Origin of the sequence: Polynucleobacter sp. AP-Capit-er-40B-B4, assembly GCF_018882245.1 — a bacterium.
Lineage (GTDB): Bacteria > Pseudomonadota > Gammaproteobacteria > Burkholderiales > Burkholderiaceae > Polynucleobacter.
In genome coordinates, this window is the sequence record NZ_JACVOV010000001.1 from 47456 (window position 1) to 63913 (window position 16458).

General features: G+C 40.6%; 12 protein-coding genes. 7 read left to right on the top strand and 5 right to left on the bottom strand.

Annotation, left to right across the window (positions count from 1 at the left end; genetic code table 11):
* The first annotated feature begins 137 nt into the window (after positions 1–137).
* The 4 genes from ICN19_RS00245 to ICN19_RS00260 all read left to right on the top strand — a co-directional run bounded on the left by ICN19_RS00245 (position 138) and on the right by ICN19_RS00260 (position 4549).
* Positions 138–293 carry a hypothetical protein gene (locus tag ICN19_RS00245; RefSeq protein ID WP_216244711.1) on the top strand — a complete coding sequence of 52 codons (156 nt, stop codon included), beginning with the start codon at positions 138–140 and terminating at the stop codon, positions 291–293.
* Positions 294–524: 231 nt separating this feature from the next.
* Positions 525–2465, top strand: a complete 1941-nt coding sequence (locus ICN19_RS00250; RefSeq protein ID WP_216244717.1) for an AAA family ATPase — start codon at positions 525–527, stop codon at positions 2463–2465.
* 6 nt (positions 2466–2471) lie between these two features.
* A complete protein-coding gene (locus ICN19_RS00255; RefSeq protein ID WP_216244719.1) occupies positions 2472–2645 on the top strand; it encodes a hypothetical protein in 174 nt (57 codons plus the stop codon).
* Between the two features lie 68 nt (positions 2646–2713).
* Entirely contained in the window at positions 2714–4549 is a 1836-nt protein-coding gene (locus ICN19_RS00260; RefSeq protein ID WP_216244723.1) for a hypothetical protein, read from the top strand.
* Positions 4550–4560: 11 nt separating this feature from the next.
* Here the strand turns inward: ICN19_RS00260 and ICN19_RS00265 are convergent, their stop codons facing one another.
* The 4 genes from ICN19_RS00265 to ICN19_RS00280 all read right to left on the bottom strand — a co-directional run bounded on the left by ICN19_RS00265 (position 4561) and on the right by ICN19_RS00280 (position 11559).
* Positions 4561–6027 (bottom strand): tetratricopeptide repeat protein, encoded by a 1467-nt coding sequence (locus ICN19_RS00265; protein WP_216244725.1) that lies wholly within the window; start codon positions 6025–6027, stop codon positions 4561–4563.
* A gap of 75 nt (positions 6028–6102) precedes the next feature.
* On the bottom strand, positions 6103–6645 hold the full coding sequence (locus ICN19_RS00270) for a GNAT family N-acetyltransferase (RefSeq protein ID WP_216244727.1): 543 nt from the start codon (positions 6643–6645) through the stop codon (positions 6103–6105).
* Between the two features lie 25 nt (positions 6646–6670).
* Entirely contained in the window at positions 6671–8008 is a 1338-nt protein-coding gene (locus ICN19_RS00275; protein WP_216244729.1) for a formylglycine-generating enzyme family protein, read from the bottom strand.
* 197 nt (positions 8009–8205) lie between these two features.
* The gene (locus ICN19_RS00280) at positions 8206–11559 is read right to left on the bottom strand and encodes a hypothetical protein (protein ID WP_216244733.1); all 3354 of its coding nucleotides are present in this window, start codon (positions 11557–11559) and stop codon (positions 8206–8208) included.
* A gap of 141 nt (positions 11560–11700) precedes the next feature.
* Between ICN19_RS00280 and ICN19_RS00285 the strand changes: the two genes are divergently transcribed.
* The 3 genes from ICN19_RS00285 (at position 11701) to ICN19_RS00295 (ending at position 15194) form a co-directional block, all read left to right on the top strand.
* A complete protein-coding gene (locus ICN19_RS00285; RefSeq protein WP_216244734.1) occupies positions 11701–12675 on the top strand; it encodes a hypothetical protein in 975 nt (324 codons plus the stop codon).
* Entirely contained in the window at positions 12668–14563 is a 1896-nt protein-coding gene (locus tag ICN19_RS00290) for a hypothetical protein (RefSeq protein ID WP_216244735.1), read from the top strand. The genes ICN19_RS00285 and ICN19_RS00290 overlap by 8 nt, the downstream gene beginning before the upstream one ends.
* 406 nt (positions 14564–14969) lie before the next feature.
* The gene (locus tag ICN19_RS00295) at positions 14970–15194 is read left to right on the top strand and encodes a hypothetical protein (protein WP_216244737.1); all 225 of its coding nucleotides are present in this window, start codon (positions 14970–14972) and stop codon (positions 15192–15194) included.
* Between the two features lie 37 nt (positions 15195–15231).
* On the opposite strand, the gene ICN19_RS00300 is transcribed toward ICN19_RS00295, so the two are convergent.
* Positions 15232–16319, bottom strand: a protein-coding gene (locus ICN19_RS00300) for an IS3 family transposase (RefSeq protein WP_216244739.1) whose coding sequence is annotated in 2 segments (ribosomal slippage) — positions 15232–16067 and positions 16067–16319 — 1089 coding nt in all. Because the reading frame shifts where the segments join, the coding sequence is not laid out codon by codon here.
* Positions 16320–16458 lie beyond the last annotated feature (139 nt).

Consider the following 16458-nt stretch of genomic DNA (forward strand, 5'->3'; position numbering starts at 1 on the left):
GCTTACTTTGGAATTTATCCCAATTTACACTAAAAAATACTTATTAAATATATGGATTTCACCTTGCAGCACTTCAATCTCAGACTTAAGATGGAGCATTCAGGTTAAATTAATTAATTAAAGACGAGGAGAGTAAAATGCCTAAATTCGTATGTGAAGTTCATTTGGTAACAGATTCAATTGATCGTTACGTCAATATGACTATTGAAGCTGAGGATTACTTCGAGGCCAAAGATATCTTTGAGGCTCAGTATGGTTCTGATAACTGTGGCATTGTGAGTGAGGCAGATTAATTTATATCCAATATAGATCTGCTCTCCATTAACGAAAGTAGGTCTATATTGTTACTTAATTAAATTGATAATTTAGCTCTATACATTTTCCGGATAGACAAGCTAACCTAAGTTATATTTGCTATTAAGATCTTTAATTAATATCCTAATTTAATGAAAGAAAATAGCAAAGTAAATAGCAAAGCACTTCTTATTAAAGATTAAAACTTTCCAAGAAACGGTAAATTCAGTATGAGCGCATGCCAGTTATGTGGGTACGAAAATCGGTCTGGAGTTATCTACTGCCGAAAATGTAAATCAGCTATAGCTGAGCCAGCAATCACCAGAAAGACTTTAGCACTTCATCTTGCTGATGAAATTACCGAGCTATACAAACAACATCAGAAGGTCTCTGGAAAACCAGGGCTTTACTTGATTGAATCAAGATTTCCAAATTTTGACCGGGAATTTTCAGATGCTCTATCAGAGTTGCTGAATTTCTCCTGCAGACTACTTGAGTCCAAAGTATCTCAAGATAAATATCAAGGCTATATATTTAGCGAGCTTTCTGAAAAAAATGAATTCGATAATAAAACAAGTCCTGATTTTGGCCAGATTATTTCCCTAATTACTCAGGGAAAAGATGTTTTTATTGTTCAAAATAATTTAGAGAGCATCAATAAATATTATCGCGATACAGCAATTTCCGTCATCACAATACCAAGGTTTACGGAGGAAAGTCTGGAAAAAGCCTGCAAGATTTTCTATAACCACCATATAAAAGATGAGCAGGATCTATCTTGGTCACGCTTCCTAGTTCCAGAAGACTTTCTAATCAATGCGAAAGTAAAAGATTCCCCTCTGCCCCATATACTTGATTCACTAGAACATCGGTTAGCCCAATATCAATGCAAAGATGCGCGTAATTTAGAAGAACTCTATGCCTTCGGAGAAGCTCGAGATTGGGCTTATGACTGGAGCAAAGACGCTAGGGAAATATTGGCGGGGTCTAAAACTTTAAAGTGGGGAGATCTTGAGAGGGGAATATTACTGGTTGGAAAGCACGGCATGGGTAAACTGGATTTTGCTAAATCGCTAGCAAAAGCCTCCGGAGTTCATCTGCTTGAATGCTCCATAGAAGACCTAACAGCCAGTGATATAAAAGATTACTTCATGGCTCAGCTAAAAGAAGCTAAAGCTCTATCTCCTTGCATTCTTTACGTTCACACAGGAACTTCCGCATTAGATTTGACCCCATTTCTATTTGATAGCTTTAATGAGGATGAGCCAGTATTTATACTTTTGGCAAGAAATAAAAGGGTGATTCCAGATAATCTTCTCAGAGCAAAGCGTATCGAAAGAGTCTTTCAGATACCATATCCAACTGCCAGAATTCTTAAAGATGTTTATCAACCACTCTTAAAGGCGGTAGATTGTGAGTTATCTCAATTAGAGATGGATCAGTTAGCCAATAGTTCGCAAGGTTATGTAGGTTCCTTAGCGAGAGCAGAGCAAATAGTTCGCTCTGCAAAAAGACAGGCTCGAAGAAAAAACCTGCCAATTTCACTTGCAGATCTGATTGATCAAATCTATGAGGTGCCAAGTAAATCTGTACGTACTCTACCGCTTGATAAGATTCGAGATACCGCTTTTCATGAAGCTGGCCATGCAGCCATGATGCTGTTAACCAATCGCGGCCTTAAGAACATCACCTATTTATCCGTAGTTCCAAAGGATGATTATCTTGGCTTTACCAGTTACGCCTTTGATGAGGATGACCCAGACGAAACTCGTAATAACTTGCTGGAGACAATTCGAGTAAAGCTAGGCGGTAGAGCTGCAGAAGAAATTCATATGGGTATAGATGGCATTTCAACTGGGCCTAGCTCAGACCTGGAGTCCGCAACCCGTGTGGCTTCTTATATGCTCACTTCATTTGGTTTTGGGATTAATGACTCCCTTGTTTCATGGGAACCAGACCTATCTAGAAACGATGAGTTGCGGAACCAAATAGATGATGTGCTTAAGGCTGAGTATAAGGCTACGGTAGACACCTTAAAAAAGAATTGGAAATTAGTGGAAAATTTAGTTGAGGCAGTAATGAAGTCTGAGGAAATCACCGGCAATGAAATGCGTCAGATTTATCAGGCATATTTAAGCACCCTCCCTCAACTCGAAAATCCAAAGGAATAAGAGCCTATGTACAAAATAATTAAATATCTTGAGAAAAATAAAACCCTGGAGGTAGAACTATCTGAGGATGATTATGATGCGATTTTCGATGGCCTGGTTGAGTTAAGGGAAAGAAAGATAGATCCTGAAAAAGCGCAGGCGGTCCTTGCTAAGTTGAAAAAGTTTATATTTGCCCAGTAAGGCTTTAATTTAATCTAGCCCAATAAACTGCTCCACTTTAATTAGATAACTAGGATCGTACTTTTAAGATGCTTGAACTAGATAAATTCATGCTTGAAATTGAGGGGAAGATACCCATTACTTTTGGCTCTATTGGACATAGGGATGTCTTACATGAGGATTTAGGCATTGCTACTAATAAGATTGTAAACGTTATAAGGAACTATCGTCAGCGCTTTCCTGCTACACCTTTTTTGTTTTTATGCCCTCTTGCTGAGGGCTCTGATATTACTGTCACAGAAGCAGTGGCCTCAATAAATGACCCTTCATTATTTATCTTGCCTACCCTTCCATTCGAAATAAAACATTACAGGGAAACAATTTCTCGGGCATGGCAAAATCGATTTGATATATTACTCGCACATCCCAAATCTTTACCTGCACTCATCATTTCTGAAGACATCTCAAGCGATGAAGAGGCCATAAAAAGGTACTATCAAAAAGCAGGGGAATTTGTTGCTTGTTATTCACATATACTATTTGCCATCAAGGATAACTGGGGAACCTTAAAGCGCTTTGTTGGTGGTACCGCAGATATTATTCACTACCGTAGAAATGGTTGTACGAATCCAGGTGTTTTAAGTATAAATAATATTCGATGCGCCGAAGAGGGCCATCTTTACGAAATACGGGTAAGGCGGAAAGATCATCCGTCAGAAAAATTGGAGCCGGAATACTGCTACAACACTCCTAGATACGAACGTCATAACAACGAATCAAAAAATAATGCCAAGTCAATTGTTATTGACCCACATAAACTAGGCAAATCATGGCTCAATAACTTGTTTGAAACAATATTTGATCAACAAAGCCACTTGCACGATCCAGATCTTATTGCCTTTGAAACCAATTTACTAAATCAGGCTATAAGCAATTCAAGAAAGAATGGAGTGAGCGAAAAACATGTGGACAGCATTACTACTAACTACATCAATGAGTTGGATAAAATTGCCACATCACTTAAGAATACTTATATTAAATATCATTTATACCCAGCCTTCATAATTGCACTTCTTATTGCCTTACTTGAAACCTTTGATTTTGTCATCGGAGAAAAAAGGGGGGGCCTGCTGCTTAACCAAATTACTGTCGATGATGTTACCAAGACTCTTAAATTTATTCTTATCTCCGGTCTTCTGCTAATAGGATTTAGCGAACTAATTAATCGATTTAAGCATCGTTTTGAATCAACTCGCGCAATATGTGAATCCCTGAAGGTGCAGGGTTATTGGATTAATTTGGGAATTGAAGAGTCAGCCGCTGATTACCTTTTAGCCGCACAAATAGGCGACAGCTCTTGGGTGCGCAGAACGCTTAGATCAGCATCAACTCTCGATTTTGACCTGACGCGGACCAACAAGAGACCGTCGCCGGAGAAGCTTATACATAAACTGAAGTCAACTAAAGAAATGTGGATTTCAGGTCAAATCGCCTTCTTTACAGCTCGAATCAAAGAGTTTGAATATAAGCTCAAAATTTTGAAGATTATTTCTTACTCCTGCCTTTCCTTTGGGGTGATCTCCTATCTATTAAGCCATGAATTTATCTCCAGACATCTTCATTTGCCATTAATTTTTGGGGGCTTCTATTTATTATTTTTTGTGCTTTTTACATTAGCAAAAGGATTTGCAGAGATTCAGGCCTATGAGGTGCTGGTAAAGCGCTACAAGGCATCTAAGCATATTTTTGAACAGGTGGGCAATATTTATCAGAATCTACTTGAGAGTGAAGGACCCCTAAATCCCAGTACGCTTCAACGATTTAGAGATTTATTTCAGATGCTTGGAATTTCGGTCCTAGAAGAAACTTCAGAGTGGTACGTCATGAATAGCCGCCTGAAATTCAAATCACCACAGGGTGGATAAACATACTAGATTTATTTAGCCATCCGCTGCAAAGCACTATCAATTGCGCGCTTGAGATTTGACGAAGTATCTGGATTTGCAGAGGTAGCCCTTAAATAATCGAGTGCCATTTGTTTGTTTGTCGAGAACTGGAAACCCACTAAATAAGCAGCGGAAGCTGCATCCAATCTTCCAGTTTCCGCATATACCTCTCCCAAGTTTGCCCAACCACTAGTACGTCCTGGCGCAATAGCCAATAAATAACCCAGAATTTTTTCAGCGGCGGGATATTGCTCTGATTTAAGCAATGCATATCCGTAATTGTTGATAGCCTCTATATCCGCTGGGTTAGCTTTAATTGCTTGCGAGAAATAATTGGTAGCCTCGCTATATAGACCGCCCTTAAAGGCTGCTAAGCCCTGCTCATTTAATAATCGACTACTTTTAACATCCCCTTTTTCAGGGCGTAGCCCAAGATCGTCAATCTTATTTTTGAGGTCTACTAACTCAATCTGATTGGTGTCGTTTCTTAACATCGACGTTAATAGTGGGGCTGCAGAACTTGGTCCCATCACCTCTTTTATGCTAGAAGTAGCAATGGAGGCATTAACTACTTGTTCGCCCGTAGAAAGTGTCTTGCTGTTTAAATTGGAAACCTCGGATTGAGCAACGGGCTCAGTTGCTGGTACTGGTATTGGTGGCTCAGATTTTGGAATCTCTTTATGAGGCTCAATCACCGCCTTTCGGATCGGCCTCGCTCCAGAGAGGTATATTAAATTATCCTTATTTTTTGCTTCTTTAATAATTGTCTGAAAAGGCTGCACCTGTCTTTTACTTACAAAAAGCGTATTACCCTTATCTTCATCCTTTTGCCAGGAGTCAACTTTTTCATAGTTAGCAGTAAATACTGAATCTTGATGTGCTTTCTCTAGATCTAGGCCTTCATGAATTCTGATGACCTCAATTTGCGCGCTTTCCAAATCTGCCCTAATCTGTCGAGCAATTTGTCTATCTAAGTCGGAACTAGAGACCTGAGACCATACACCACCCCCGCCTTCTACCTTACCAGGACCCCAGATCCAGCCCCTTGCCATGCCATTAGCTTGCTTTGCCTCTACTGCCAACCATGTTGATGCATCAGAGGATATATGACCCTTATTACGCAACATCTGCCCTTCACTTAATAAGAGTTGTGCGCCGTTACCCGATTCCGCATTCACAATAGTCGTTCTATCTGAAAATAAGTAAGCGGGTTTGTTTAACTTGATATACCCATCATCATGTAAATGAGTGATGTTAGAAAAGTAAAGATCAAAACCATAGCGAGGAATAGCGACGACATCAAGAATATTGACAAAAGTAATATAAATAGCCCAGATAATGAATAGAACCACTCCTATTCCGATAAGCCAGCCCATGCCAGCATTTTTGTCTCGCCATTCCTGCTCTGTATAAGTAACGTAAGTACCGTCTGGCTGCTTTTCAGTGTAATTTGGCATTCGAATCCCTTTTTCACATACTCGTCATTAATAAAATGGATTGAGCGTAAATAATTAAATTTAGTTCATCAACAGTTAGAGTGCTTTGCGCATGACGATAGCATCTTGCGGAGCCTCTCCATCGGGAGTAAAAAAGCCACATATACGAAATAGCTCTATGAACCCCTCTTTATCATATATTTTTTTTGCATTAACCCATGTTTCATTGACTATTAATACTGAACTATTTATGTTCGGATAAATATTTTTTAATTTTCGGATGCACTCGGAGAATAAAAAGGCTCCTAACCCAGTACCGCGGTAATCTGGGTGAATAGTCATAGATGTAACATAAATTTCAGAGCCAAAAAAACTATGGGTTTCTTCTATGCCATGATTTAAAGTAAACATTTCCTCTTTGATAGCTTCATGCCTTACCCACATTTCCGAAGATATATATCCAAGAGCCTTTTTACTGGAGGGATCCCTGATAAGCAGAAAGCCATCCGGAAAGTGTTTAATTCGGCCAAGAAAAACATCGGCCCTCTCCACTACCCCTGGCTTAAAACCGAGGACCTCCAGATCCATAATCTCATCTATATCTCGCTCTGTTGCAGTCTCTAGCAATAAATCTTCCATGGAGCTATTCCCAATAAGTTTAAAATTAGCCGAATCTTGCAACACATCTAAAGCCGGTAACATCATCAACTAGTTTTGGCAGTCTTTTGATACGGCTGGCACATCTCAATCGACTTACCCCCTGAAAATAGCACCCTCCCCTAATAACTTTGTATTCACCAAACTCTGGGCCGGGTGGATTAGATTCATCGCTATGTTGGTAATAGTCGATCGCATACCAATCACCAGTCCACTCCCATACATTTCCAGACATGTCATACAAACCAAACGCATTTTTTTGCTTAGTTCCAACTGAGTGTGTTGTGTCATCACTATTTGTCTCATCCCACGCATATTTGGTCGCAAGCTTGTCATCATCTCCCCAGAAAAATTCAGAAGAGCTTCCAGCTCTGCAGGCATACTCCCATTCAGCCTCAGTTGGCAGTCGATAGCCGTTTTTATTGGCATCAAGGAAAACTTCCCCATCAGCTATTTCGTAGCAAGTATCTAAGCCATCAAGCGCACTCCATTTATTGCAAAATTCAACAGCATCAAACCAAGAAACACTTTCTACAGGCCTATTTAAGTCGCCAATGAAGTTGCTGGGATTTGCCCCCATGACTTTCTCGTACTCCCGCTGAGTTACCAAGCATTTAGACATATAGAATGAAGTCATTTTGACCTCGTGAAGTGGTTGCTCAGCAACAGGTCCATTTATCGACCCCATATGAAATATGCCCTCGGGAATGGGAACCATTTTTTTGGCAACTATAGAGCTCCACCGATCTAGTGACATAACAACATGATGACCTTCAGGAACCGTCGAGGTCAACTTAGCCTCTTTAGATGGGAGAGCTTCAATTATCTGATTGGATTGAAGATATTGAATAACCTCATTAGCAATATGCTGAACGGAATCAACTAAATACCTTTCATCTAAGTCACCAATAAAACTCAAATTTAAGTTTTTTTTCTTAATTGGCGCGATATCAGAGGGAAGTATTTTTGGCCACTCAAAATCAGCATCCTGCCGATACTTAGTCGCCTTAATCGGGATAATTTCCATTCCATACTCAATGGCTAAAGCAATCTCCTTGCGCATCCAATCTTCCTCAGATTCATCCCTCGAATCTAGGGCGCCCGGTGTAAGAATCAATAGAAGCGCTCTGCCTTTACAAACTTGAATAGTAGTCGAAATCTTATTCTCAAAATCCTCGCGCTCAATGCCAGTTTTATCTATGAAAAATCCACCATGAAGACGCCTTGCAGCCAACACTTTTTCTACTCGGTCTTTAATACGTGAGGCCAAATCGTTTTCTTCAGGCCCGCGATGAGTATCACATCGACGCCTATAGCTAATGAATCCCAGTAGCGGGTCAAGCATTGCTCCTCGACAACTAGGCTCATTGCAGAGACCATCTCCACCACCATGCAGATAAACTTTTCCACAAGAGTTGCATATAAAAGGGTTACTCATAATGTTTCATATCCAAATAAAAAGTCGTTTAACACCATAAGAGACGGTATTCAAAGATCATTAATACTGACACCATTATATAAATTAGCTTTACAGATATGCACTTACCACCCCGTCGACTTATAGTCCAACAAAGTCTGTAAATGCTTGGGCCATGAATCTCGCTTCATCTTGGCCCCATTTAATCGAATTTTTTCCAATTTAGGCAGGGTATTTAAGACCTCTAAGCCCTCCAAATCCCCCGACGATCTTAAATCTAATGTTTTCACGTTATCCCAGCCCGTTAAAAAAAGTAAAGAGCCCGAGTATTGGCCTGCATGCAATGTTTGTACTTGAGAAAAATTTTGCAGTTGCTTTAATATTGCCGGAGAATAGGCTTTAGCAGACGTTATCCTTAACTCTACAACGGATGAAACTTTTTTAAGAGGCTCAATATCCTTCGTTGATTTATCCAACCAGCAAAGATCAAAGGAAGTTAAATTGCAGTTCTCAATACCCGATAAAGTTGGCAATACACAATTCATAATTTCCAGCTCTGAAGCGCCAGAGAAAGCGATCAAACTCTCGAGCTTTATACAGGTTAACTTAACAGTCTCGATATTGGGCGCTGTAAATTTAGAAAAATCATGTGCGCCATTGGTAATAGATAAAGAGGTTAGCTCTTGAAAATTTCCTTTCCAACTCACTGGGTTTCCCCACTCCTTTTTGGGGATGAATTCCAAATCAGGCACTTCAATTCTTATATCTTCAGCATTTTTAAGACAAGCCGTCTCAATTGTCTGGTTTTCAAACTTGAGGGAAAAGGTCTTTATCCAAGGGGCCTCTAAAAGAGGCTTTAAGCTCACTGACTGAGCAATATTGGCTGTCAAGGATTTGACGGATTTCAGATTACTTACGAATTCAATACCTTCCAAATAGCCAGGGCTATTACCCCAACAAGACAGGTCTAAGGCCCCATCCTCAATACTTAATTTAGGTTTATTAGCTAAAGCAGAAGCATCCGTTAATGGTAATCCACCATTCCAAGACCGAATTTCAAGAGACTGAAGGTTTGATGCAGCCTCAATACCAGCAAATGATATAAGGTGCGGACAATCTCTAATGGTGATTTTTTCAATACCTTTCGCACCACTTAACATGGTGAGATCTTTTCCCAGGAAATTCTCAAACTCAATACTAGTTAAGCCCTTAAATTTTTCTAGGGATATCGTTGGCAAGACCTTTAAATTCTCACCGATATTAAAAATTATGGATCGGATTGAGTCTCGCATCTCAATGGCCTTTTTAGCTGAATCAGGCGCCAAAGATAGAATAAAGAGAATTTTCCACCTAGAAAAATCCCTATCAGCCTGAAGAGTGGCTTTAAAGATTTTTCCTAATGCATCGCTCCCCCCAGAAAATAGTTGACCCGTATTTACGCCGTCTACAAGTGCATCAAATAATTCTGGATCACTACACCCCTCAATTAACTTAAGCGCCTTTGATACATCGGAAATTTTATTGGAAATAATGAGGGGTTTAATTTTTTTAAATAATGCTGATTTCATAGCCGGCGATACTGCCTTAACTGCAAGCTTTTGACGAACTGGTTTGGCTAACTTATATTTTTCACAAATTCTTTCTTGCAGCTTGAAAATCTGCGTTTGATTTTCAAACCGATGAGACCCGGCCTCTTTAAATGCGGGTGAAGTTTTGCTAATTCGTAAATCAACTAAAGAATTAAGACCAACGACAAATTTTATTGATTTGAGTTCGTAGCACTCGCTTACATCTAAATTTTTTAGACCAGTTACGTCCGCTATGGCGGAACAGTTATTTAGCATAAAGCCCTTAACAACTAGATTAAATGAGTCAAGCTGACTCAGGGCTTTGGCGAGCGACTTTGGAAACCTCTCCTGGTCTCCCAAATCTATATCAATAGATAGATTCTGAAATTTATTTAAAGCTATTGCATCCTCGATCGTTGATGGGATTTTAATTAGCGTGATCTCATGGAATTTCTCAAGCCCATTTAGCGACTTAAGCTGATCACACTCGCTCAAGTCGAGTGTTTCTTTATTTAAAAGCCCTGGGATAGCCAGCGGACTGAGATCACGTAGACTAGAGCAACCACTAAGATCTATATCTAACTTCCAGCCTCCGGATACCTTATTAAGACTCTTGGGCAATCCCTGAATGGACTCCAGAGATTTGCAAGTCCTTAAACTGATTTCCGTGAGGGGTGACCCCCATGTACTCGGCAAAATTTTAAGATTTCCTGAATAAGTTAGGTCTACCTTATTCAAATTTTTTAGATCCCCCAAAGGGGTAGCATTTACAAGGCAATCCGCATTTGTGAGATTGATATCAGTAAGACTGGTAAATTCTCGTAGGCAACCTAAGTCCTCAATGCCCGACCAGGATAGATCAAGCTGAGTTACATAAGGGGCAACTGAAATCCCACTAATATCCTTCAACTTTTCCATATTGGATAGAATAAGACTATCGACATCGTCACCAAGATCTGGGAAATACTTTAAATCTACTAAAGTCTCACATCCACGCAAGGAAAATGTTTTTGTTTCGTCGTACTCACTAGCACTTTTAACTATAATTTTTTTATCATTAAGTCCATCTAAACTTGCAAGAACCTTGCAATTTACTAACTCAACGCTATTAAGCGCTATAGAATCTGCCAGACCTTTAATTGACACTAGGGACTCGCATTCACTCAAATTAATATGCTCTAGTTTTTGAGAATTTCTCAGGGAATCAATATTTTTTATAGCTTTACAACTAGATAAATTTAGAGACCTTAAACTCCCTGCGGAAGACTCAAGAGAGTCTATATGTTGTAATTTTTCATTACCGCTTAGGTCAACCTCCTCCAAATACCCCCCCCGCCCTAATCCCCCCAAATCCAATAGATCGACTCCTTTTAGACTTGCGACTCGTAACATTGGTGCATCCAGGCCTCTTAGTGAACCGAGGCTTGAGTTTTTCTCCCCATAAATAGTTTTTTGCTCTCCACTAATTAATAAATGACTTAAGACTGGGAACGCATCAAATGCACTAAGGTCCTCTAAGTGGCAGCCATCTTGAATTACCAATTGGAGATCCTCTAGAGCAGAGAAACCCTTCAGCCTGGGCACAGATGGAATGGTTAAAACGAGTTTTCTTACCTTTGTTTTGATTTGAGAAGCCTTGCTTCCCTCCATTGCGCCCGATAGAATTCCCATTAGAGCAAAATCCAAGTATGGTTGGGCGGGCCCAGTCCCAGAAAAGCGACTACCCCTTAGGAGCTCGCCTGTGGATGCCCTTACCTCAACCCCAGCCAATATCCCAGATATTTCATCCCCTAGAGAACATGCGATATCTACCCCCTGCTGAATAGAGCCTATTTCACGCGCTGAGAGCAACTTCCAAAGACTGGCCTCATCTTTATTCAGTTTGACTGTAGTTTGCTTCGCAATTGCCATTTAATCGTCCTGAGCTTGAGGCGCGTACACCGAAGAAATAAGCACAATACAGGTCATTTATTCCCTTGTATTATGTAATTTATTACAAAAACTATAGCAGTTTTTTTTCTTCTTATACAAATACATATTTGAGCTATTACTATGAAAAAGTCGACTGAAATCGTTAATAACTCTGAGATCCATGAATTGGACCGAGGAACTGCTAGCCCAAAAGAAAAAGCAAGAAGATTAAAAATACTAAATGACAACGGGGCTCCATACCAAAGCTATGAAAAAAGGGTTGCCCCAGCATTAGTTAATGCCAGCATAGAAATTAAACGCTTAATTGATCGAAAGATAACGCCAGCCCTTCTCTCCAATATAGGGCAAATCATGGATCAGCGATTTCATGATGTCTACTGCGATGTCAAAGTTTACCCAAACTCTGAAGAGGAAGATGAATTTATAGTTGATGATGACGGCGAATTCAATAACAACAATCTGCATGTACTAGTCAATTTTGTAATCTCAATACCTAAAGACGATTCCCTCGATAGCATGGCAAGGGCGACTTTGATTTCATTTTTTCAGAAAGAAGATGACTGGACAGCTTCAGACCAAAAAATTAGTAAGCTTAAGAAAAAATTGAAGCTTTATGACCTGCTAAACATTGATGTTATCTCTGAGAAAATGGGAAATCTCCCCTTTAATGGTTTTGATACCGAAGGGTGTGGAGTGGAACTTGAAATTGATTGCGACGGCGTAATTGATACGCAGTTTGCAAAACTAAAAACAGCTGCCCTTGGTCCTGAAATTCAAAGTAAACGCCTTGGCAAGCCAAATATCCCTATGGAACTGAGCACAATCACCACCAAGAACGCCAAAAAAGAGATTTCAGTGTTGATAGCCAAAATACTGGATGCTCTTGACCTTAAGAATATTGACCCCTCAAAACTAAAGAAAACCGATAATCTCTATGCTCTCTGCGGATATCAGGATAAGACATGCTTATCATTGACCCAATCTATCAGGATGCACTTTGACGTGCTAGCAGTGATTGGGGCCCAAGAAATGGTCACCGTTGAAAATGCAATTGATTTTGCAGTTGAAACATTAGAAATGAGAGAAGATGACTAGCGCTGCTTTGCTTCCCGAAACCTTCTTATCGCCAATAACGTTTGGCATTACTGGACATAGAGATATCCTCCCTGAGGATGCCATAAGGGCCCAGGCATCTATCCAACTCGTAATTAAAAGCTTTCGTAAGCGCTATCCTAAAACCCCTCTAATCATTATTTCTCCGCTAGCCGAAGGCGCTGATTGTATAGCAGCCGAGACTTTTTTAGCGGAAGACAACAACTGCTTTCTCCATACCGTCTATCCCTTTCCTTTAGAGGAATATAAAAATACGATCGGCATTGATTGGCATGAGAAATTCGATAGCCTTACTTCACACGAGAGACTGATTAACCAAATTACTCTCAATAGCGAGCTAACTAATCTTTCAGAGGACCAAAGGAACCAGGGGTACAAAGAGGTTGGCGAATTTGTTGCTATTAACTCCTATGTTCTTTTTGCCCTGATGAATAATGAGCCAGCCCTAAAAAAGGGTGGTACGGCTGAAATTGTGGAATTTCGAAAGCGAGGGTGTATTGATCTATTAGAGGTTAGCGACTCTAATATTCGATGCGCCGAAGAAGGTCTTTTATACGAGATTCGGGTCAGACGCAGCTATGAAAAAGAACTGTCAGCCCCTACCGAAATGGATGACGCCTACTTCATCACCCCTATCGTTAATGGCAAGAATCGTTCCGAAGAAGCTCGAATTGAATTAGGTCTCTCTAATGAGAGGCCAAAAACTAAAGCAATAGAAAAGATTAAAAGCTATATACAACCAGGCGATCAAGCGACTACAGTAGCCGATGAAATCGAGTTGCTCAATTGCAGATCATTAGAGTTAATCAATACCTTTGCTGAATCCATGAAAAGTGGCAATGCCACACCAGAGCGAACTTGGGCCACAGAAGCTCTTTACAAAATATATGAGCACAAGAATAAGGTAGCAATCTCTATCGGCGACATCTACACTCAACACTTACGCGGTACATGCGATAAATTAGCCTCAGATTATCAGGCTAAATATAAACGTTGTCTAAACTGGGTATTTATTCTCTCCGTTCTCATTGGCTTACTCCATGGGTTTGAAGGAGTTCTTGAGCATCTTTCATGGTTCGAAGAAAATCCTTTTGCTAAATATGTCTTTGCGGGGATGGCTCTATTAGTCTGGTATGTTGCAAAGAAAAAGGGATACAAAGAGATATATGAAAGTTATAGAGCGCTAAGCGAGGCACTACGAATACAGGAATACTGGCATAAGGCAAATATTCGCAAGGTTCCTGCTGATTTTTTTCTCTCCACTCAGATGGGGGATAACTCATGGGTGAGGCGTGCACTGAGGACTGCCTGGTTTATGGACCTTGGCGAAAAGAACGGTGAGATAAATTCACAAGAAAGAATTATTGAAAACATTACGACCCTAGATACCTCTTGGGTTAAAGATCAAATCAAATACTTAAGCAAAAAAATCGATGACTTTGAAAATAAGCTAAAGAAATTTGACCAACTCAATCTAGCTTTAGGAGTAACTGCTGGCGGATTCTTTATCCTCGGTCGAGAATTCATATTCAACGGAATTGAAGGATTCCCATTACCGCTAGAGCTAATTAATGCTATCAGTGGCTGCGCCATAATCTTTCTAGCACTTTCAAAAGGCTACTGCAAAATGAATGCTTTTGATGTGCTCATTAAGCGTTATGAATCATCTTTACATGTTTATGTGCAAAGTGAAAAAATTCACAATGAAATCATTAATCTTGATAATGAAAACGCCCTAAAAAATAAGATTGATAAGACCGAGAGACTACAGGGCCTATACCTGACTTTAGGACAATCTGTGCTTGATGAAGTAGCAGACTGGTATATTGTCAACTCACGAGAGGAATTTAAAAATCCGGTTGGGGAGTAAACCATTTGCACTGATGGCGCTGATTTTATCACCCTCTTGCTCAATTCAATAAGACTCACTCACTCTAACTATGAGGATGGGAAAGTAGTAAATCCCAAAACAGACTAATGGACTGGATTCTTGTAGCCTTGGCCGCCAGCAGCACAGGTGCCAACACTAAATTAGGCACCTACTTCACTGAATTTGACTGTAGAGTAGGCATCTACAATCAACTTGTCATCGACATGCGGCCACCCTCGGTAGATTGGGATCCCCTTATCCAGCAACGCGCGGAAGAGTTGGCAAAGCAATCTCTACGCACACAAACAAGTTATAAATGTATAGCTTTAGCGCCTAGTAAAAAGTAGTTTTTCAGCAACACAAAGTTAATGAAATTATTCTCAATTAAGATTCTTAGATAGCATTTTTGACTGATTTGGAAAATCGGTGCGAATCTATAGAATTGGAAATGCTTCACCGCACTTTTCTCTTGAGTGGACCAAAGGAAAACCCCTTGCAGAATGAACTGACCCACAAAAGCTGGACAACCAATCCAACTAAAAAGGTCAACTTCTTGAGCAAACTCGGTGCGCAGTTCAAGCAAAAAGTAGTCAATGATTATTTAAAGGGTGGAGGCTACCTCAGAGGGTAATCCCCCCTTATTTAACCGAACCTAGAAGTAGAGTTAATTAAGCAACCATGGCCAGTCGCTGTTTCGGGGTAATGCCGCCCAATGCCATGTTTGGACGTTGATGATTGTATTTATACATCCATTGCGTTGCAAACTCTTGAACTTCGTTAATGCTTTCCCAATAATGTTGAGATAACCACTCATATCTGACGGTGCGATTAAAGCGCTCTACATAGGCATTTTGTTGTGGTTTACCTGGTTGGATGTGTTGTATGTGGATTTGATGCTTTGCGGCCCACTCCATCAGTCTGCCACTGACAAGTTCCGGGCCATTATCCGCTCGTATCACTGCCGGTTTGCCTCGCCAAGCAATGATTTGATCTAAGCTGCGAACCACTCGCTCAGATGGCAAGGAGAAGTCCACTTCAATACCTAAGGCTTCACGATTAAAGTCATCAATCACGTTAAAGAGGCGGATGGATCTGCCATCTTGTAACTGGTCATGCATAAAGTCCATCGACCAGACTTGGTTAATGCTCAGCGGTACAACCAACGCATCGGGTTTATCTCTTACCAAACGTTTGCGTGGTTTGATGCGCAGATTGAGCTCAAGCTCGCGGTAAATCCGGTAGATCCGTTTGTGGTTCCATGTGTAGTTCTTGACATTACGTAGGTACAAATAGCATAGGCCAAAGCCCCAGCTGCGATTGTTATCCGTTAAGCGGATCAGCCAGTTAGCAATGAGTTCATTCTGCGCATTGTTCTTCGCTTCATAGCGGTAACAGGTCTCACTCACGCTAAAGATAGCGCAGGCCAACCGAATGGGGATTGCCTTATCTCTGACTGCCTTTTGGGCCATCTCACGTCTGTGAGACGGCCTCACCACTTTTTTGTGAGGGCCTCATTGAGTATCTCTGCCTTGAGCTTCTCTTCGATGTACATCTTCTTTAAGCGGGCGTTCTCAGCCTCAAGCTCCTTCATGCGAGCCATCATGGAGGTATCCATGCCACCATACTTGGCACGCCGCTTGTAGAAAGTAGCTGAACTAATACCTAGTTCGCGACAGACTTCGGGAACCGCTAAGCCAGCATCAACCCGCTTTAGGGCATCCATGATCTGGCTGTCAGTAAATTTAGAACGCTTCATGTAGAACTCCTCTAATTGAGAAAATTCTACCTCTGAGCTCAGTTAACCTGTGGGGGGATTACCGAGTAGCTAATCGTTACGTTATCCAAACAACAGAGCCTTTATCTAACACTAGGTCAATCAGTTCCTGATGAGGTGG